18 protein-coding genes and 1 tRNA gene are annotated in these 16,969 nt (G+C 60.4%); 15 read left to right on the plus strand and 4 right to left on the minus strand.

Annotation, left to right across the window (positions count from 1 at the left end):
- Positions 1-129: 129 nt before the first annotated feature.
- Positions 130-2,883 carry a response regulator gene (locus tag QK296_RS12225; protein WP_003192050.1) on the minus strand — a complete coding sequence of 918 codons (2,754 nt, stop codon included), beginning with the start codon at positions 2,881-2,883 and terminating at the stop codon, positions 130-132.
- Between the two features lie 205 nt (positions 2,884-3,088).
- Here QK296_RS12225 and QK296_RS12230 point away from each other — a divergent pair, with 205 nt between their 5' ends.
- Positions 3,089-3,817: a response regulator transcription factor gene (locus tag QK296_RS12230; RefSeq protein WP_094774224.1), complete on the plus strand. Its 729-nt coding sequence runs from the start codon at positions 3,089-3,091 to the stop codon at positions 3,815-3,817.
- Positions 3,804-5,162: a sensor histidine kinase gene (locus QK296_RS12235; RefSeq protein WP_282390961.1), complete on the plus strand. Its 1,359-nt coding sequence runs from the start codon at positions 3,804-3,806 to the stop codon at positions 5,160-5,162. The genes QK296_RS12230 and QK296_RS12235 overlap by 14 nt, the downstream gene beginning before the upstream one ends.
- A 3-nt stretch (positions 5,163-5,165) precedes the next feature.
- Here QK296_RS12235 and QK296_RS12240 read toward each other — a convergent pair whose 3' ends face one another.
- Positions 5,166-5,681, minus strand: a complete 516-nt coding sequence (locus tag QK296_RS12240) for a DUF2062 domain-containing protein (protein ID WP_003192045.1) — start codon at positions 5,679-5,681, stop codon at positions 5,166-5,168.
- A gap of 135 nt (positions 5,682-5,816) precedes the next feature.
- Between QK296_RS12240 and QK296_RS12245 the strand changes: the two genes are divergently transcribed.
- The 8 genes from QK296_RS12245 to murB all read left to right on the plus strand — a co-directional run bounded on the left by QK296_RS12245 (position 5,817) and on the right by murB (position 12,672).
- On the plus strand, positions 5,817-8,042 hold the full coding sequence (locus QK296_RS12245; protein WP_282390962.1) for a DNA internalization-related competence protein ComEC/Rec2: 2,226 nt from the start codon (positions 5,817-5,819) through the stop codon (positions 8,040-8,042).
- Positions 8,043-8,150: 108 nt separating this feature from the next.
- Positions 8,151-8,786 (plus strand): MotA/TolQ/ExbB proton channel family protein, encoded by a 636-nt coding sequence (locus QK296_RS12250; protein WP_003192043.1) that lies wholly within the window; start codon positions 8,151-8,153, stop codon positions 8,784-8,786.
- A complete protein-coding gene (locus QK296_RS12255; RefSeq protein ID WP_282390963.1) occupies positions 8,783-9,211 on the plus strand; it encodes a biopolymer transporter ExbD in 429 nt (142 codons plus the stop codon). The genes QK296_RS12250 and QK296_RS12255 overlap by 4 nt, the downstream gene beginning before the upstream one ends.
- A complete protein-coding gene (lpxK, locus tag QK296_RS12260) occupies positions 9,211-10,221 on the plus strand; it encodes a tetraacyldisaccharide 4'-kinase (RefSeq protein ID WP_212614450.1) in 1,011 nt (336 codons plus the stop codon). The genes QK296_RS12255 and lpxK overlap by 1 nt, the downstream gene beginning before the upstream one ends.
- 24 nt (positions 10,222-10,245) lie before the next feature.
- Entirely contained in the window at positions 10,246-10,431 is a 186-nt protein-coding gene (locus QK296_RS12265) for a Trm112 family protein (protein ID WP_003174668.1), read from the plus strand.
- Positions 10,428-11,192 carry a 3-deoxy-manno-octulosonate cytidylyltransferase gene (kdsB, locus tag QK296_RS12270; RefSeq protein ID WP_282390964.1) on the plus strand — a complete coding sequence of 255 codons (765 nt, stop codon included), beginning with the start codon at positions 10,428-10,430 and terminating at the stop codon, positions 11,190-11,192. The genes QK296_RS12265 and kdsB overlap by 4 nt, the downstream gene beginning before the upstream one ends.
- Positions 11,192-11,656, plus strand: coding sequence for a low molecular weight protein-tyrosine-phosphatase (locus tag QK296_RS12275; protein ID WP_057710367.1), 465 nt, complete (start codon positions 11,192-11,194; stop codon positions 11,654-11,656). Before kdsB ends, QK296_RS12275 begins: the two co-directional genes overlap by 1 nt.
- Complete coding sequence (murB, locus tag QK296_RS12280) at positions 11,653-12,672, plus strand: UDP-N-acetylmuramate dehydrogenase (RefSeq protein ID WP_057710368.1); 1,020 nt, start codon at positions 11,653-11,655, stop codon at positions 12,670-12,672. The genes QK296_RS12275 and murB overlap by 4 nt, the downstream gene beginning before the upstream one ends.
- A gap of 71 nt (positions 12,673-12,743) precedes the next feature.
- On the opposite strand, the gene QK296_RS12285 is transcribed toward murB, so the two are convergent.
- Positions 12,744-13,415 (minus strand): Bax inhibitor-1/YccA family protein, encoded by a 672-nt coding sequence (locus QK296_RS12285; protein WP_003192030.1) that lies wholly within the window; start codon positions 13,413-13,415, stop codon positions 12,744-12,746.
- A 152-nt stretch (positions 13,416-13,567) separates the two neighbouring features.
- Here QK296_RS12285 and QK296_RS12290 point away from each other — a divergent pair.
- A tRNA-Ser gene (locus QK296_RS12290) sits at positions 13,568-13,658 on the plus strand.
- A 67-nt stretch (positions 13,659-13,725) separates the two neighbouring features.
- Here QK296_RS12290 and QK296_RS12295 read toward each other — a convergent pair.
- A complete protein-coding gene (locus tag QK296_RS12295) occupies positions 13,726-14,502 on the minus strand; it encodes a hypothetical protein (protein ID WP_232964647.1) in 777 nt (258 codons plus the stop codon).
- A gap of 119 nt (positions 14,503-14,621) precedes the next feature.
- Between QK296_RS12295 and QK296_RS12300 the strand changes: the two genes are divergently transcribed.
- The 4 genes from QK296_RS12300 (at position 14,622) to QK296_RS12315 (ending at position 16,893) form a co-directional block, all read left to right on the plus strand.
- Complete coding sequence (locus QK296_RS12300) at positions 14,622-14,999, plus strand: Ivy family c-type lysozyme inhibitor (protein WP_232964648.1); 378 nt, start codon at positions 14,622-14,624, stop codon at positions 14,997-14,999.
- A gap of 130 nt (positions 15,000-15,129) precedes the next feature.
- Positions 15,130-15,531, plus strand: a complete 402-nt coding sequence (locus tag QK296_RS12305) for a hypothetical protein (RefSeq protein WP_034134641.1) — start codon at positions 15,130-15,132, stop codon at positions 15,529-15,531.
- Positions 15,532-15,623: 92 nt separating this feature from the next.
- On the plus strand, positions 15,624-15,821 hold the full coding sequence (locus QK296_RS12310; RefSeq protein ID WP_034134528.1) for a hypothetical protein: 198 nt from the start codon (positions 15,624-15,626) through the stop codon (positions 15,819-15,821).
- 331 nt (positions 15,822-16,152) lie between these two features.
- Positions 16,153-16,893, plus strand: coding sequence for a hypothetical protein (locus QK296_RS12315; RefSeq protein WP_003192025.1), 741 nt, complete (start codon positions 16,153-16,155; stop codon positions 16,891-16,893).
- Positions 16,894-16,969: the final 76 nt, after the last annotated feature.

Below are 16,969 nucleotides of genomic sequence, written 5' to 3' on the forward strand. Positions count from 1 at the left end.
TGACAGAATAGATGCGTACTTGTAGGAGCGAGCTTGCTCGCGAAAAACGTCAACGATAACGCGTTCATTCTGGTTTAACGCGGTGTTCTCTGGTTTTTCGCGAGCAAGCTCGCTCCTACAGTCGGACGGTCAGGCACTCACTCTGGCTTCACTGGCCAACCGTGCAATCGCCATGTCCAGTTCATCCAGCGCAGCCATGGCCTTGGCGTCATCCTGCTTGAGCAGGGTTTCGGCGCGCTGGCAGGCCGCCCGCAATTGCGGCACGCCACAATAGCGCGTGGCGCCGTGCAGGCGGTGCACGCGTTCGATCAAGGCGTGGTTGTCATTGGCTTCGCGGGCGACGGTAATCGCCAGGCGATCAGCCTCCAGGGAGGCCAGCAGCATGGCGAGCATATCGGCGGCCAGGTCGGCCTTGTTGGCGGCCAGGCGCAGGCCTTCTTCGTGGTCGAGTACCAAGAGCTGCACGCCCTGGGCTGCACCCTCATGGGTGCGCTCCGGGCCTTGGTTACGCAGCGCCAGGCCGGTCCATTTCAAGACCACCTGGGCCAATTGCCGCTCGCTGATGGGCTTGGTCAAGTAGTCGTCCATGCCGCTTTGCAGCAGGGCGCGTTTTTCGTTGGCCATGGCATGGGCCGTGAGGGCTACCACCGGCAGCGGCGTGCCGTGGCGTTCGCTTTCCCACTGGCGGATCGCCTCGGTGCTCTGGCGGCCATCCATGCCGGGCATTTGCACGTCCATCAGCACCAAATCGAAAGTTTCTTGCTTCACGGCGTCGACCGCCGCGTAACCGCTTTCCACCGCCTGCACCTTGGCACCCATGTCTTCCAACAGGGTTTGCACCAGCAGCAGGTTGGCCGGGTTGTCGTCCACGCACAGCACCCGTGGCGCACGGCTGGACAACGGCTCACCGGGTTCGCTGCGCGAAGGGCGCGGGCTGATCAGATCGGCCAGCGAGCGGCGCAGCTTGCGCGTACAAGCGGGCTTGGCCTGCAATTGGCTGTTGGGGTTGGGCACCGATTGGTTGAACAGCATCTGCTCGGTGGTCGGGCACAGCACCAGCACCTTGCAGCCCAGGTGTTCAAGGTCCCACAGGTGTTGGTTGAGGCGCTCGGGCGGAATGTCATTGGCCGTGACACCCAGCACCGCCAGGCTGATGGCCTGTTCGGTCTGGTGCGCACTGGTGATGCCATTGGTCAGGCTTTCCAGGGTGTTGAAGGGCGTGACTTCCAGGCCGCAGTCTTCCAACTGATGTTGCAGGGCCTGGCGCGCCAGTTCGTGGTTTTCCAGCACGGCCACACGCCGCCCCAGCAGCGGCGCGGCGGGTAGGTCCTCGACGTCGTCACGGGTTTTGGGCAGGTTCAGGCTGATCCAGAATTCGGAGCCTTCACCCGGCGTGCTGTCGACGCCGATTTCGCCGCCCATCTGCTCGATCAACCGCTTGGAAATCACCAGGCCCAAACCGGTGCCGCCGGGCTGGCGCGACAGCGAGTTGTCGGCCTGGCTGAATGCCTGGAACAGGGCGCGCACATCCTGGTTGGACAGGCCGATGCCGGTGTCTTGCACGCTGATGCGCAATTGCACGCTGTCTTCTTGTTCATCTTCAATCATCGCTCGGGCCACAATGGTGCCTTCGCGGGTGAACTTGATCGCATTGCTGATCAGGTTGGTCAGAATCTGCTTGAGCCGCAGCGGGTCGCCCACCAACGCCAGCGGCGTGTCGCGGTACACCAGGCTCACCAGTTCGAGCTGCTTGGCATGGGCGGCGGGGGCGAGGATGGTCAAGGTGTCTTGCAGCAAGTCGCGCAGGTTGAAAGGCACGCTGTCGAGCACCAGTTTGCCGGCTTCAATCTTCGAGAAATCGAGGATTTCGTTGATGATGCCCAGCAGGTTATCCGCAGATTTTTCGATAGTGCCCAGGTAGTCCAACTGGCGCGGCGACAGCTCGCTTTTTTGCAATAGGTGAGTAAAACCGAGGATGCCGTTGAGCGGCGTGCGGATTTCATGGCTCATGTTGGCCAGGAACTCCGACTTGATACGGCTGGCCTCCAGGGCTTCCTTGCGCGCCAGGTCGAGCTCGATGTTCTGGATCTCGATGGTTTCCAGGTTCTGGCGCACGTCTTCGGTGGCCTGGTCGATGCTGTGTTGCAGCTCTTCCTGGGCATTTTGCAGGGTTTCGGCCATGCGGTTGATGCCCGAGGCGAGCTGGTCCAACTCCTGGCTGCCCAAGGGTGGCAAGCGTGTCTCCAGGTTGCCGTCCTTGAGTTGGGCCACCGCTTGCTTGATCTGGCCAATCGGCGAATTGATGGTGCGGCTGATACGCAGGGCGAGGGCGGCGGTGCACATCAGGCCGATGGCGATCAACAGCAGGCTGGCGAACAGGCTGCGATAGCCACGCAGCAACATGCCATTGTGAGACAGCTCCACTTCGACCCAACCCAGCAGGCGGTCGGCCTCATCCGGAATCAGCTCGCCCGCCAGGTTGCGATGGCGGCCAAACACCGGCAGTAAATAGCGGGTGGCGTCGTTGCCGGTGCGCTGCAACAGGTGCGAACTGTTGCCGGTGGGCGGCTGGTTGAGCATGGTCGGGCCGGCGTGGGCCAGGGAAGAGCGGTCTGGCGCCAGGAACGACACCGCGCGCACATCCGGCTGCTCCAGGGACTGGGTCGCGATGCGCTCCAGCAGGTCGGTGTTCTTATGACCGAGGGCAGGTGCCACCAACGGCGCCAATTGCTCGGCGATCATTTCGCCGCGTTGCAGCATCTGGGTTTGCAACTCCGAGAGCTGCATCCAGGTGAAATAGCCGCCCAACAGCAACGCCATCAGGCTGGTCGGTAATAAGGTCAGCAACAGTACGCGGCCTTTTATCCCCATTCTTCTAAGCACGCCACTCTCCTGCTACCACGTTGTTATCAATCATCCACGCCGGCATCCGGCCCGCGCCACCTGCGCAGTGTAGCCATTTGCACGGCCTGGAATCTTGCAAATTAATGACATACGGCAATCTTCGGGCCATTCGGCGCCGGGTGGCGATTGCCTGTGAACGTTTAATCTTGAATAATCAGTGATTGAGAATGACTTGCAGACGCTAATGACTCCCGCAGCAGTTGGCCTACCCAGTATCCTGACCATCGAAGACGACCCGGTGTTGGGCGCCTATGTGCACGAGCAGCTTGGCCGCAGTGGCTTCCAGGTGACCTGGTGCCGGAACGGTCAGCAGGGCCTGCAACTGGCCCGCGCCCAGGCCTTCGACCTGGTGCTGATGGACATTCTGCTGCCGGGGCTGGACGGTTTGTCGATCCTCACCCATTTGCGCCAGAGCCACGCCATGCCGGTGATCCTGATGTCGGCCCTGGGCGCTGAAGCTGATCGTATCAGCGGTTTTCGCCTGGGCGCGGACGACTATCTGCCTAAGCCGTTCAGCATGGTTGAACTGTGCGTGCGTATTGAAGCGATTCTGCGCCGCGTTGCCCTGGACCGCCGACCCGAGCCGCCGCGTGCCCCGGCACCCGAAGATGCCCGCGTGCTGCACTTTGATGATGAGCGCTGCGATGTGTCCTGCCAGGACCAGTGGGCCGCGCTCACGCGCAGCGAATACCGCCTGCTGGAAACCCTGCACCGCAATACCGAAGAAGTCCTCAGTAAAGCCTTCCTGTATCAGCAGGTGTTGCAGCGCGGTTATGCACCCCATGACCGCAGTCTCGACATGCACGTCAGCCAGATCCGCCGCAAGCTCAAGGCCATCGGTTACATCGAGCGTGAAGTGCGCACCGTGTGGGGCAAGGGCTACGTGCTGAGCGGTCACGATGAAGGGCTTTGAGCGACTGCCCGGCAAACACTCGTTGTTCTGGAAGCTGGCCTGCCTGTTGATCGCCTTCTGTTTGCTGATGATTTGGCTCAGTTGGTCGTGGGGCCGCTACATGGAGCAGCAGAGCGCGTACCTGTCCGAGAAGTCGCGGGAGATTCTCACTGGCTATGCCGCCGGCGCCGAACTGGCGTGGAGCACACAGGGCAGTGCTGGCGTGGACGCTTGGCTGCAGCGAATGGCCGAGCGTGAAAGCACCTGGGTTGGCGTGATCGGTAACGACTTGCAGTCCCTGGGCAGCACCCCCTTGAGTGACAAGGAAAGCCAGCGCCTAACGTTTTTGCGTGGATTGGACTGGCCGGTCAGCCGGCATGTCATCGGTTTGCCCTGGATGAAGGTGCCGTTTCCGGTCGACCCTGGCGCGGGGTCGCTGGTGATCGAGCTGCCGCAGCGCTTTATGCCTGGGCGCTATCAGCTGTTCTGGCGAGTGGTCACCCATGGTGTGATTCCAGGTCTATTTACCCTGTTGCTGTGCATCGGCCTTTATCGGCTGCTGATCATGCCCCTCAATCAATTGCGCGAGCAGGCCAACGCCTGGCGTGCGGACCAACTCAATACGCGAATGTCCCGTGATGCCACCAGCCGCCAGGATGAACTGGGCGAGCTGGGCCGCGCCTTTGACCATATGTCCGAACGCCTGCAGGGCACCGTGCGTTTGCAGCAGCAGTTGCTGCGCGATATGTCCCATGAACTGCGCACACCCTTGAGCCGCCTGCGGGTAGCCTGCGACAGCGAGCAAGACCTGGCCAAACTGCGCGAACGCCTGGGTCGGGAAATCGACGCCATGCAGCGCCTGGTGGAAGACAGCCTGCAACTGGCCTGGCTCGACAGCGAAACGACGCCACTGCCCCAGGAAGATATTCAGCTCCAGGCGTTATGGGACATATTGAGTGAGAACGCGTGTTTTGAAAGCGGTTGGCCCGCATCGCGCTTGCCGTGCCTGTTACCGGCGGACAGTTGGGTGCGAGGCAACCTGAATGCACTGGCCCAGGCCCTGGAAAATATCCTGCGTAACGCCATACGCCACTCGCCCAAGGGCGGCTGCGTGCAACTCGACGGCTGCCGTGAGGGAGATTATTGGCATATCTGGCTGCAGGATCAGGGGTCGGGGATTGTGGAGGGTGACTTGGAGCGCATCTTCGCGCCCTTTACCCGCCTGGACGGCTCGCGGCCCGGCGATGGCGGTTTCGGCCTGGGCCTGAGCATTGCCCGCAACGCCGTGCAGCGCCAGGGCGGTCGCTTATGGGCAGAAAACACCGGGCAGGGTCTGCGGGTGCATTTGCGTTTGCTGGCCCGTTAGCGCTCAGCGCCTACGCAGTTTGCGTTTTTTCCACTGGTGCGCTACCCACCAGCGCCAGTACGCCATGGTCAGGCAGTAGGCCAGGGCGCCCAATACCACCCCCAATACCACCGAACCCAGCAAGAATGGCTGCCACAGGGTGCTCAACTGGCCGCTGATCCATTCCCACGTCAGGTTATCGGGCAAGCTGCGTGGCGGCACGTTCATCAGCCAGGCGCCGGTCATATAGGTGCAGATGAACACCACCGGCATGGTGATGGGGTTGGTCAACCACACCAGGCTGATGGCAATAGGCATATTGCCGCGCACCGAGATCGCGAGCACTGCGGCGAGCAACATCTGCAACGGAATCGGGATAAACGCCGCAAATAAACCCACCGCCATGGCGCGCGCCACGGAGTGCCGGTTCAGATGCCAGAGGTTGGGGTCATGCAGCAGCGTGCCAAGAAACTGTAATGACTTGTGTTCCCTGATACTGCTGGGATCGGGCATGTACCGTTTGAATAAGCGCCGGGGCATATGGGGTCCAGGTCAATTCGAGGGGCAAGTATGCCCGGATTCTATAAACAGAAAATTCAGACTTTGTGACAAAACATCATAGGCGCTGTCGTTCAGCCGGCTAAGACTGAGTGGATCACTGGAAAAGGATGATCCATGAAGACAGGGATGTTGGCGTTGGCGCTGGGGTTGCTGACGTTGCGTTGGTTGCCGGTGTTGCCGCCTGGTGCCGGGTTATTGGCCATGCTGGTGCTGGCCTTGATGCCGTTGCCTTTTCGGTCCTATCCCGTGGCGTTCTTTCTGGTCGGCTTGAGTTGGGCTTGCTTCAGCGCGCAGCGGGCGTTGGATGATCGACTGCAGCCGGCCCTGGACGGGCAAACTCGCTGGGTGGAGGGGCGTGTGGTCGGCTTGCCCCAGCAGACGGTTACGGGCGTGCGCTTTGAACTGGCCGACGGCCGGTCGCGCAAGGTCCGGCTGCCCAAACGTATCCGCGTGTCCTGGCACGGCGGGCCAGTGGTGAACAGCGGCGAACGCTGGCGCCTGGCGTTGACACTCAAGCGGCCTGCGGGCCTGCTCAATTTTCATGGAGTTGACCACGAAGTCTGGCTGCTGGCCCAGCGTATCGGTGCCACTGCAACGGTAAAAGACGGTGAGCGTCTCGCATCCGCCCGCAATGCCTGGCGCGATGCTGTTCGCCAGCGCCTGATGGCGGTGGATGCCCAAGGCCGCGAGGCAGGGCTGGCGGCGCTGGTATTGGGCGACGGTTCCGGCCTGGCACCTGAGGATTGGCAGGTGTTGCAGGACACGGGCACGGTGCATCTGCTGGTGATTTCCGGGCAGCACATCGGCTTGCTGGCGGGCTTGATCTACGGCTTGGTCGCGGTATTGGCGCGCTATGGTTGCTGGCCCCGAACCTGGCCGTGGCTGCCGTGGGCGTGCGGCCTGGCTTTTGGCGCAGCGTTGGGTTATGGCCTGCTGGCGGGGTTTGGCGTGCCGGTGCAGCGGGCCTGTGTGATGGTCGGCCTGGTGTTGCTGTGGCGTCTGCGTTTCCGCCATTTGGGGCTGTGGTGGCCGTTGCTGCTGGCGCTGAACGGCGTGCTGGTGCTGGAGCCCTTGGCCAGCCTGCAGGTAGGGTTCTGGTTATCGTTTGCGGCGGTCGCGGTATTGTTGCTGGCGTTCGGCGGGCGCTTGGGGCCGTGGAGCGTCTGGCAGGCGTGGACCCGGCCTCAGTGGTTGATTGCCATTGGCTTGTTTCCGGTGTTGCTGGTGCTGGGTCTGCCCATCAGCCTCAGCGCACCGGTGGCCAATCTGTTTGCCGTGCCGTGGATCAGCCTGGTGGTGCTGCCCTTGGCGCTGCTGGGCACGGCGTTGTTGTGGGTGCCGCTGGCGGGGGAAGGTGTGCTGTGGCTGGCTGGCGGCGCGCTGGACGGATTGTTCAAGGGCCTGGCACTGCTGGCTGCGCAGTTGCCGGCGTGGGTGCCGCCCGAGGTGCCGCTGGGGTATTGGCTGGTCAGCCTGATGGGCGCAGTGGTGTTACTGCTGCCCAAAGGGGTGCCGTTCCGGGTGTTGGGCTGGCCCATGCTGTTGATGGCCGTTTTTCCGCCCCGGGAGTGGGTGCCCCACGGACAGGTAGAGGTGCTGCAACTGGATGTCGGCCAGGGGCAGGCACTGATCCTGCGTACCCGCCACCACACCTTGCTCTACGATGCCGGGCCGCGCTCGGGGCCTGTCGACCTCGGCGCGCGCGTCGTGTTGCCGTCGTTGAAAAAACTCGGGGTAGGGCAGTTGGACATGATGCTGCTCAGCCATGCCGACGCCGATCACGCCGGTGGTGCGGCGGCGGTGGCTCGGGGGCTGCCCGTCAAACGCGTGGTGGGCGGCGAAACCGAGGGCTTGCCATCCTTTCTCGCCACCCAGCCCTGTACCAGCGGCGAGCGCTGGGAGTGGGACGGCGTGTCGTTTGAGCTGTGGCAGTGGGCGGGTGGGCTTGAGGGCAATCCGAGGTCGTGCGTGCTGCAAGTCGAGGCCAATGGCGAACGCCTGCTGCTCACCGGCGACATTGATCGCGCCGCCGAACAGGCGTTTCTGGCATCCCCGCTGGCGGTTCCGACCGACTGGCTACAAGCTCCGCACCACGGCAGCCGTAGTTCTTCGTCCTGGCCTTTCGTACAACGGTTGGCGCCCACCTCGGTGTTGATTTCCCGCGGGCGCAGCAATACGTTCGGCCATCCTCATCCGCAGGTCCTGGAACGCTACCAAGCGCTGGGCAGCCGGGTGTATGACAGCGCCGAACAGGGCGCCGTGCGCCTGCGCCTGGGGGCGTTTGTGCCTGCGACGGTTGCGCGCAGCCAACGTCGTTTCTGGCGCGGACCGTTACCGTAATCAGGCGTTACCAACGTCTCGAACCGCGACAGACGGACCTGTAGCCGGTGAACCCCTCTGTTGACCCTATATGGTAAAGTGGCGCACTTTTTCGAGGGGACATTCACTGTGTGGGAATTGGTCAAATCCGGCGGCTGGATGATGTTGCCGATCATTCTGAGCTCCATCGTCGCACTCGGCATCGTCGCCGAACGCCTGTGGACCCTGCGCGCCAGTCGCGTCACCCCCGAGCACTTGCTGGGGCAGGTCTGGGGCTGGATCAAGAACAAGCAGCTCGACAAGCAAAAGCTCAAGGAGCTGCGTGCCAATTCGCCACTGGGTGAAATCCTCGCCGCCGGCCTGGCCAATTCCAAGCATGGTCGCGAGATCATGAAGGAGTGCATTGAAGAAGCGGCCGCCCGGGTCATCCATGAGCTGGAGCGCTATATCAACGCCCTTGGCACTATCGCCGCCATGGCGCCGTTGCTGGGTTTGCTTGGCACGGTCCTGGGCATGATCGATATCTTCAGTGCGTTCACGGGCTCGGGTATGACCACCAACGCGTCGGTGCTGGCCGGGGGCATTTCCAAGGCCTTGATCACCACCGCCGCGGGTTTGATGGTGGGTATCCCTTCGGTGTTCTTCCACCGTTTCCTGCAGCGGCGCATTGATGAGCTGGTGGTCGGCATGGAACAGGAAGCTATCAAGCTGGTAGAGGTGGTGCAGGGCGACCGTGATGTAGACCTGGTCGAGGGCAAAGCGTGAAATTTCGCCGCAAGCAACGGGAAAATGTCGATATCAACCTCGCGTCGTTGATCGACGTGGTGTTTATCCTGCTGCTGTTTTTTGTCGTGACCACCACCTTCACCCGCGAAACCCAGCTGCGTGTCGACTTGCCTGAAGCGGTAAGCGGCTCGCCTGCCGAAGACCAGCAGGTCAAGCAACTGGACATCGCCATCAGCGCCGAAGGGGTGTTTTCGGTGAATAACCAGTTGCTCGAGAAAAACGACCTAGCCAGCCTGATGGAGGCCTTGCAGAAGGAGTCCGGCGGCGACACCCAGTTGCCTCTGTCCATCAGCGCCGATGGCAAGACTCCGCATCAAGCTGTGATCACCGCCATGGACGCTGCCGGCAAGCTCGGTTTCAGCCATTTGCGCATGACCACCGTCGAGGCGGCGAGCTCGCCCTGATGGCCATGTCCGAGCGTTTACTCAAGGCCTGGTACGAGGGCCACCCGGCACTGGCATTGTTGCGGCCGCTGGAATCGCTGTATCGCCGCGTGGTGCAACGTAAGCGTGCGCGCTTTGTGGCAGGCGAGGGCGAGATTTATCAAGCGCCGGTGCCGGTGGTCGTGGTGGGCAATATCACTGTAGGAGGCACCGGCAAGACGCCGTTGATCCTGTGGTTGATCGAGCACTGCCGCCGCAGCGGTTTGCGCGTGGGCGTGGTCAGTCGAGGCTACGGTGCCAAGCCGCCGCAGTTGCCGTGGCGGGTCGAGGCCGGCCACAGTGCCGAGGTGGCCGGTGATGAACCCTTGCTGATCGTGCAGCGCAGTGGCGTCCCTTTGATGATCGACCCCGATCGCAGTCGCGCGGTAAAGGCCCTGCTGGCCAGTGAGCCCCTGGACCTGATCCTCTCCGATGACGGCCTGCAGCACTACCGCCTGGCCCGCGATCTTGAACTGGTGCTGATCGATGCCGCCCGCGGCCTCGGCAACCGCCGCTGCCTGCCTGCCGGGCCGTTGCGCGAACCGGTGGAGCGCCTGCACAGTGTGGATGCGGTGCTCTATAACGGTGCCGTCTCGGACCGTGAAGAAGGTTTTGCCTTTCGCCTACAGCCCACAGCGCTGGTCAACCTGCACAGCGGCGAGCGCCAGCCGGTCACCTATTTCCCGCAGGGCCAGCAGGTGCATGCGGTGGCCGGTATCGGTAACCCGCAACGTTTCTTCAATACCCTTGAAACGCTACACTGGCAGCCGCTGCCCCATGCTTTTGCCGACCACGCGCCCTACAGCGCCGAGGTCTTGAGTTTTACCCCGTCATTGCCGCTGGTCATGACCGAAAAGGACGCGGTGAAGTGCCGCGCCTTTGCCCAGCCCGACTGGTGGTACCTTGCGGTGGATGCGGTACCGTCGCCGGCGTTCGTCGCCTGGTTCGACACGCAGCTGATGCGTCTGCTGCCCAACCGTCTCTTGCCTTAAAACGCTTCTTTCCAGGAAACACTCATGGACACCAAACTGCTCGATATCCTCGCTTGCCCGATCTGCAAAGGCCCGCTCAAGCTCAGCGCCGACAAAACCGAGCTGATCAGCAAAGGTGCCGGCCTGGCTTACCCTATCCGTGATGGCATCCCGGTCATGCTCGAAAGCGAAGCCCGTACCCTGACCACCGATGAGCGCCTGGATAAATGACCACCGCCTTTACCGTTGTCATCCCCTCGCGCTATGCCTCGACGCGCCTGCCGGGCAAACCGTTGCAAATGATCGGCGATAAGCCGATGGTTCAGCTGGTGTGGGAGCAAGCCTGCAAAAGCAGCGCCGAGCGCGTGGTAGTGGCCACCGATGACCCGCGTATTATCGAGGCGTGCAAAAGCTTTGGTGCCGAAGCGGTACTGACCCGCGAAGACCATAACTCCGGCACTGATCGCCTGGCCGAAGTCGCCACTCAGCTGGGTCTGGCACCCGACGCGATCGTAGTGAACGTGCAGGGTGACGAGCCATTGATACCGCCGGGTGTCATCGATCAGGTCGCTGCCAACCTCGCGGCCCATGGCGAGGCGCGTATGGCGACCCTGGCCGAACCGATCGAAGACATCGAGACGCTGTTCAACCCGAACGTGGTGAAAGTGGTCAGCGACATCAACGGCCTGGCACTGACGTTCAGTCGCTCCACCTTGCCGTGGGCGCGGGATGCCTTTGCCAAGAATCGCGACGTGTTGCCGGAGGGCGTGCCATATCGCCGCCATATCGGCATCTATGCTTACCGCGCCGGTTTCCTGCACGACTTCGTCAGTTGGGGCCCTTGCTGGCTCGAGAATACCGAGTCCCTGGAACAACTGCGTGCCCTCTGGCACGGCGTGCGTATCCACGTGGGCGATGCCTTGGAAGCACCGCCAGCCGGTGTCGACACTCAGGAAGACCTCGAGCGCGTCCGTCGCCTGCTGGGCGCCTGATGGAAGTTCTGTTTGTATGTCTGGGCAATATCTGCCGCTCGCCAACCGCTGAAGGCATCTTGCGCCATAAATTGCGCGAGGCCGGCTTGGCGGGGCAGGTTGAGGTGGCGTCTGCTGGTACCGGCGAATGGCATGTCGGTAACCCACCGGACCAGCGCAGCCAACGTGCGGCGCTGGCGCGAGGTTATGATTTGTCGAGCCAGCGTGCCCAGCAAGTTTCCCGCGCTGACTTTGCCCGCTACGACCTGATCCTGGCCATGGACCACAGTAACCTGCGCAACCTCAAAGCCATGCAGCCAGGGCAGGGCAAGGCCGAGCTGGATTTGTTCCTGCGTCGCTTTGATGGCGAAGTGGACGAGGTGCCAGACCCTTACTATGAAGGTGAGCAAGGTTTCGAACGGGTCCTGGACCTGATCGAACGCGCCTGTGATTTATTGGTGATCGAATTGAAGGGGCGGTTATGACCTTGCAAGTGCTTGCGCAGGTATCGCTCAAGCCATTCAACAGCTTTGGCATCGATGTGAACGCGCAATTGTTCGCCGAGGCCCACAGTGATGCTGACGTGCGCGAGGCCATCGCCTATGCCTCGGCAAACGCGGTGCCGTTGCTGGTGATCGGTGGCGGCAGCAATTTACTGTTGACCCAGGATATTCCGGCGCTGGTGTTGCGTATGGCGACCCAAGGCATTCGCGTGCTGAGCGACGATGGCACGCACGTGGTGGTCGAAGCCGAAGCGGGCGAAGCCTGGCATCCGTTTGTGCTGTGGACCCTTGAACACGGCTTCTGCGGCCTGGAAAACCTCAGTCTGATCCCCGGCACTGTCGGTGCGGCACCGATGCAGAATATCGGTGCCTATGGCGTAGAGATCAAGGATGTGTTTGCCGGTCTCACCGCCCTGGATCGCCAGACGGGCGAACTGCGGGACTTCAGCCTCGACGAATGCAACTTTGCTTACCGTGACAGCCTGTTCAAGCACGAAGTCGGGCGTTGGCTGATCGTGCGGGTACGCTTTGCCCTCAGCCGCGCCACTCACCTGAAACTCGACTACGGCCCGGTGCAACAGCGCCTGGTCGCGCAGGGCATCACCCACGCCACGCCAAGCGATGTGAGCCGCGCGATCTGCAGCATTCGCCGCGAGAAACTGCCAGACCCGGCGGAGCTGGGCAATGCGGGCAGCTTCTTCAAGAATCCGCTGGTACCCCAAGCCCTGGCTGTGGAGCTGCAAAGCCAATATCCGGACCTGGTGGCCTACCCTCAGGCCGACGGCCAGATGAAACTCGCCGCCGGTTGGCTGATCGACAAGGCCGGTTGGAAGGGCTTCCGGGAGGGCGATGTGGGCGTGCACAAGCTGCAAGCGCTGGTGCTGGTCAATTACGGCACTGCCACCGGGCAGGAGATTGCCCAACTGGCGCTACGCATCCAGCAAGATATCTTCAAGCGCTTCAAGGTCGAGTTGGAGATGGAACCTAATCAGTACTGAGCTTTATCGGGCCTGAAAATGAAAATGCCCCGTATCTTGCGATACGGGGCATTTTTTATAGCGCTTGCTGATCAGTCATCGCGGCTCATGATGCCGAAGATCTGCAACAGGCTGATGAACAGGTTGTAGATCGACACATACAGGCTGATGGTCGCCATGATGTAGTTACGCTCACCGCCGTGGATGATGGCGCTGGTCTGGAACAGGATGCACACCGAGGAAAACAGCACAAAACCCGCGCTGATCGCCAGTTGCAGGCCGCTGATCTGGAAGAACATGCTGGCCACCACGGCCGCCAGCAACACGAAGAAACCTGCGGTGATGAAGCCACCCAGGAAGCTCATGTCCTTACGGCTGATCAGCACGTAGGCCGACAGACCACCAAACACCAGGGCCGTCATGGCAAATGCCGAACTGACCACTTCCGCACCGCCGGCCATGCCCAGGTAACGGTTAAGGATCGGGCCGAGGATAAAGCCCATGAAACCGGTCAAGGCAAACGCCGACACTAGGCCCCAGGCCGAGTCACGTAGCTTGTTGGTCAGGAAGAACAGACCGTAGAAGCCGATCAACACGACAAAGATATTCGGGTAACCGACGCGCATCTGCTGGGCCACGTAAGCCATCACGCCGCTGAATGCGAGGGTAAGGGCGAGCAAGCCGTAGGTGTTGCGCAACACGCGGCTGACTTCAAGCTGCTCAGCCTGCGCGTTGCCATTCACTGCGTAATTCTGTTCGCGCATGGCGACACTCCTTCAGTTTTGAAACGTTCAGTCGCAAAGATCATAACAGACGCCTTGTAACAAGCGATGCAGAGAGTTTGACAGTGTGTTTCATTCGGGTATTATGGCGCCCGCTGACACGGGATGGGCTACTATAATCCTGTGATGCACAAGGGAAATTGGCAGAGTGGTTGAATGCACCGGTCTTGAAAACCGGCGGACGTTAATAGCGTCTCCAGGGTTCGAATCCCTGGTTTCCCGCCAAGATTTACACGAAAGCCTCGCGAAAGCGGGGCTTTTGCGTTTCTGGGGTTTGGTTATGCCGGGCTATTCATGCAATAGGCCTGACTCGAAAGGCCAGAAACACCGGCCCGAATGGGAAGGTACTGACTTCCAGCTCATCCAGTGGATTGAGCGTGTGCGTGCGGCTTCCAGCGTTGCTGTAGATCACGTGGCTGCTGGATACAGCAATGTTGATCTTGCCGGCGGCCGCCTGGATTAGATTCACCTTGAACCCTTCAATTACGTCATCACCGATTGTCAGCGTGACATCTGTATCGCTGATGACCAGGATCGACTTGCCTGAATCCGCCATGGTCAAGGGCCTGCTGCCGGTGATAGAGACATTGGTGTGCACATGTCCGCCAGCGTGATAGCTGACCATCCTCGGATCAGCGAAGACCCGGGCAAAGGAGCCGACATAATTCACACTGGCGCGCATGTCGTCGAATTGCTCGACCACATAAGTACCGATGCTGCCGGAGACTTCCCCGTTGGGGTCCAAAACCCATTTGCGTCCCACCATCAACCCGATCTGGGTATTGGCACGTACACCGGCACGCATTTCTTCCAGAAAGAGTTGGCTGATCTGGCCACCGCCTTTGCCCTGAACATAGGTAAATCGCGCAATGGAATGGCTGTCGCCAGTGGGGCTGCCCTGGGCAGTATCGACCTTGTAGTCGACAAAGTCTGCCGAGACGATGGTGGTCGTGGTGTTGGCGTTTGGCGCCCAGGTAAAATCCAGGACTCTGCCGGTTTTGACCTGCTCTAGAGAGGTAGTGGCTTGTGATGTAGTAGTAGAGCCTGACTGCTTCAAATCGTCATTCATGATACTCATCCGTAAGTGGGGTGTGGGTCGAAAGTACACGAAGCAAATGACCGCCGTCATCACGCCACGTTTTCTACAAGACCATGCTGTCTTGCCTTTCAATGCTTGCGGGTGCCTCCATGATGCTAGTGTCTGAAGGCGTTTGGGCTAAACAATATCTGCCCGAGATTGCCAGCAAAGCGCCTTACAAAAAAGCCTACGCAGAGATGCTCAGTTATCCGGACTGGGTCAGTAAAGCTCAGGGCACAGCGTCGCCAGTCGAGACAGTTTCGGCGGATGGTAAACGCTTTACGGTAGGCCACATGTGCAAGCCACATGATTGTGCAGACAATCAGCTAATCGTGGTCTTTAACGCAGATGGAACAAAGTCCTGGGGGCTACTGGCGACTCGTCCAGCCGATGGAGATGCATTCAGTAAGCAATTACTGGGTTATCCCGACAGTGTCGTTCAGGGCCTACTGAATAAGTCGTTTGCTGACAACAATCCCGAAGATTGATGACCGGTGTCGCTCTGCTGCGGCAAGCGGTGGGTGGGTAGAACGACCATCAGATAAGATGTAGCGACCAGCCAGCTTGTTACGGTTATCGTGGATGTTAAAGTCGCACAAAATTTTTCGAGGGAACGATATGCGAGGCTTAATCGGAGCATTACTGCTTGTTGCTATTGGGGGGTGCTCCACATCGCCTATATCTGCAGACATCGCAGACCCTGTGCCATCCACAAGAATGTATGCCTTTACGGAAAAGAACGCGGCTCAGTTGGTGGTGACTAGAGACTCGGGCATCTACGGAGCTGAAGTCCGTTTTATTTTGCATATTGATGGAAAACCGGCTGCCGAGTTTCACCCTGGGGAGGTTGCCAAGTTTGGGCTGGCCCCTGGCAAGCATATTCTTGGTGTCTCGAAATACATGCTTTTCGGCACCTCAAGAATCATCGAATCAGAAATTGATATAAAGCCGGGAGACCTTGTTCGCCGCAGAATTTCTCAGCACGGCAGCAGTTTTTCTTTCACCCCGACTGCCTACTAAACGCCATTCGTCTAACGCCTGGCACTCTCAATCCCGTCGCAGCATCTCAATCCTAAGCGCGGATATCCCGAGCCTATAAACGGAGTGCCAGCATGGAAATCAACGAAAAAGCCCCAGGCAACATTTCCCAGCAAGCGGTTACCCGGGGCACCGACAACGAGACAGGGCATGACCCGCGGCGTGACGAGGACAATATCCCGCTGCCGCCGGATGACGAGGCGCCTCTTGAAGAAGATATGTCGGATGTAGATGCGGCCGATTCCGTAGCAAGTGAACATCCCGACACCTGAAGGCGTTCAGGCAAACGAGCCCGGCCCTGTGCCGTAATGCCGTTGTAGGAGCAAGCTTGCTTGCGAAAACCTCACAGGCGCCGCGGTCATTCAGGAAACACGCGTTATCGTTGACGTTTTTCGCGAGCAAGCTCGCTCCTACAGAGGACGATGTATCGGGCTTTGTCTGCTGGGCGCTTGATGGCTCAGGTAGCGTGGTCTCGTTCACCTCGTTGCTGTAGTCCTATGCTGATCCGACCCGCACCGCTGCACTTTTTTCCATTTTGCTGATCTACCCCTGTCCCGGCCACCCGACTCCCGTAGGTGGCCAACAGAATCAGACCCGGTGCCGATGGATCGAACGTCAACTGTTTTTACCTCCCGATGGCCGCTGCTGCTTGCTGCGGTTTTCGCGCTCTGCGCAACAGGTTGCAGCCAACAACAGGGCCGCGATATCGCCAGGCAGTTCAGCGATGGCAAGCCTGATGAGTTCTTCCAGACCAGCGTCGACCGCATGGCCACACTCGGCATGCGCGACAACCTGCAAAGCCTCTACTTGCTGATGAGCAAGCTCTACCTGCGCAACCCCAACCAGTGGCGTCAATCGGGCTACCCGGATGCGGTGACCGCCGCCCGGCAAATCCGCCAGGCCATCGAAAATCGCCAACCCTTGCCCGCACTGGGTGACCGGCGTGACCTGGCTGCCCTGAGTTATTCCTTGAGCCCTGACTTTCGCGGCGACCGCGTCGGCGCGTTTATCTACGCGATTGGCAGTATGCTCGTGACCGCCCACGGTGGGCGCACGCAGTTTTATGTGACTGACTCGATCAACCCGCAGTTTGTCAGCAACGCCGCGCGCAATATCGAAAAGGCCACTTGGTTGCTCAGCCAGCGTCAGGATGCCAATGGTGTGTTGCTGTTGTTTTCCAATGAAATATCGGAGGAGGGCAGTAACCTCAGTTTCGCCGTTGAGTTCGGCAAGATCGTCGCGCGTTTGGACCTGCTTACCCAAATCCTCGATGAGCGCTACCGGCGCATTGGCCTGAATTACGCACAAAGCCTGTTGCTGATGAATTTCCTGCCGGTGCAATAAGGCCCATCGCATCGACCAATCGGTGCGGTGTTTCCCTTTCCGCTGTAGGAAGCGGCCTATCTTGCCTCCTGTGGCT

Origin of the sequence: Pseudomonas sp. AL10 (assembly GCF_029960685.1) — a bacterium.
Taxonomy (GTDB): Bacteria; Pseudomonadota; Gammaproteobacteria; order Pseudomonadales; family Pseudomonadaceae; genus Aquipseudomonas; species Aquipseudomonas lactis.

What these genes read in the sequence shown, in the direction of transcription:
- QK296_RS12230 (WP_094774224.1), top strand. Translation starts at nt 3,089, where the DNA reads ATGACTCCCGCAGCAGTTGGCCTACCCAGTATCCTGACCATCGAAGAC.
- QK296_RS12235 (WP_282390961.1), top strand. Translation starts at nt 3,804, where the DNA reads ATGAAGGGCTTTGAGCGACTGCCCGGCAAACACTCGTTGTTCTGGAAG.
- QK296_RS12240 (WP_003192045.1), bottom strand. Translation starts at nt 5,681, where the DNA reads ATGCCCCGGCGCTTATTCAAACGGTACATGCCCGATCCCAGCAGTATC.
- QK296_RS12245 (WP_282390962.1), top strand. Translation starts at nt 5,817, where the DNA reads ATGAAGACAGGGATGTTGGCGTTGGCGCTGGGGTTGCTGACGTTGCGT.
- lpxK (WP_212614450.1), top strand. Translation starts at nt 9,211, where the DNA reads ATGGCCATGTCCGAGCGTTTACTCAAGGCCTGGTACGAGGGCCACCCG.
- QK296_RS12265 (WP_003174668.1), top strand. Translation starts at nt 10,246, where the DNA reads ATGGACACCAAACTGCTCGATATCCTCGCTTGCCCGATCTGCAAAGGC.
- kdsB (WP_282390964.1), top strand. Translation starts at nt 10,428, where the DNA reads ATGACCACCGCCTTTACCGTTGTCATCCCCTCGCGCTATGCCTCGACG.
- QK296_RS12275 (WP_057710367.1), top strand. Translation starts at nt 11,192, where the DNA reads ATGGAAGTTCTGTTTGTATGTCTGGGCAATATCTGCCGCTCGCCAACC.
- murB (WP_057710368.1), top strand. Translation starts at nt 11,653, where the DNA reads ATGACCTTGCAAGTGCTTGCGCAGGTATCGCTCAAGCCATTCAACAGC.
- QK296_RS12285 (WP_003192030.1), bottom strand. Translation starts at nt 13,415, where the DNA reads ATGCGCGAACAGAATTACGCAGTGAATGGCAACGCGCAGGCTGAGCAG.
- QK296_RS12295 (WP_232964647.1), bottom strand. Translation starts at nt 14,502, where the DNA reads ATGAATGACGATTTGAAGCAGTCAGGCTCTACTACTACATCACAAGCC.
- QK296_RS12300 (WP_232964648.1), top strand. Translation starts at nt 14,622, where the DNA reads ATGATGCTAGTGTCTGAAGGCGTTTGGGCTAAACAATATCTGCCCGAG.
- QK296_RS12305 (WP_034134641.1), top strand. Translation starts at nt 15,130, where the DNA reads ATGCGAGGCTTAATCGGAGCATTACTGCTTGTTGCTATTGGGGGGTGC.
- QK296_RS12310 (WP_034134528.1), top strand. Translation starts at nt 15,624, where the DNA reads ATGGAAATCAACGAAAAAGCCCCAGGCAACATTTCCCAGCAAGCGGTT.
- QK296_RS12315 (WP_003192025.1), top strand. Translation starts at nt 16,153, where the DNA reads ATGGATCGAACGTCAACTGTTTTTACCTCCCGATGGCCGCTGCTGCTT.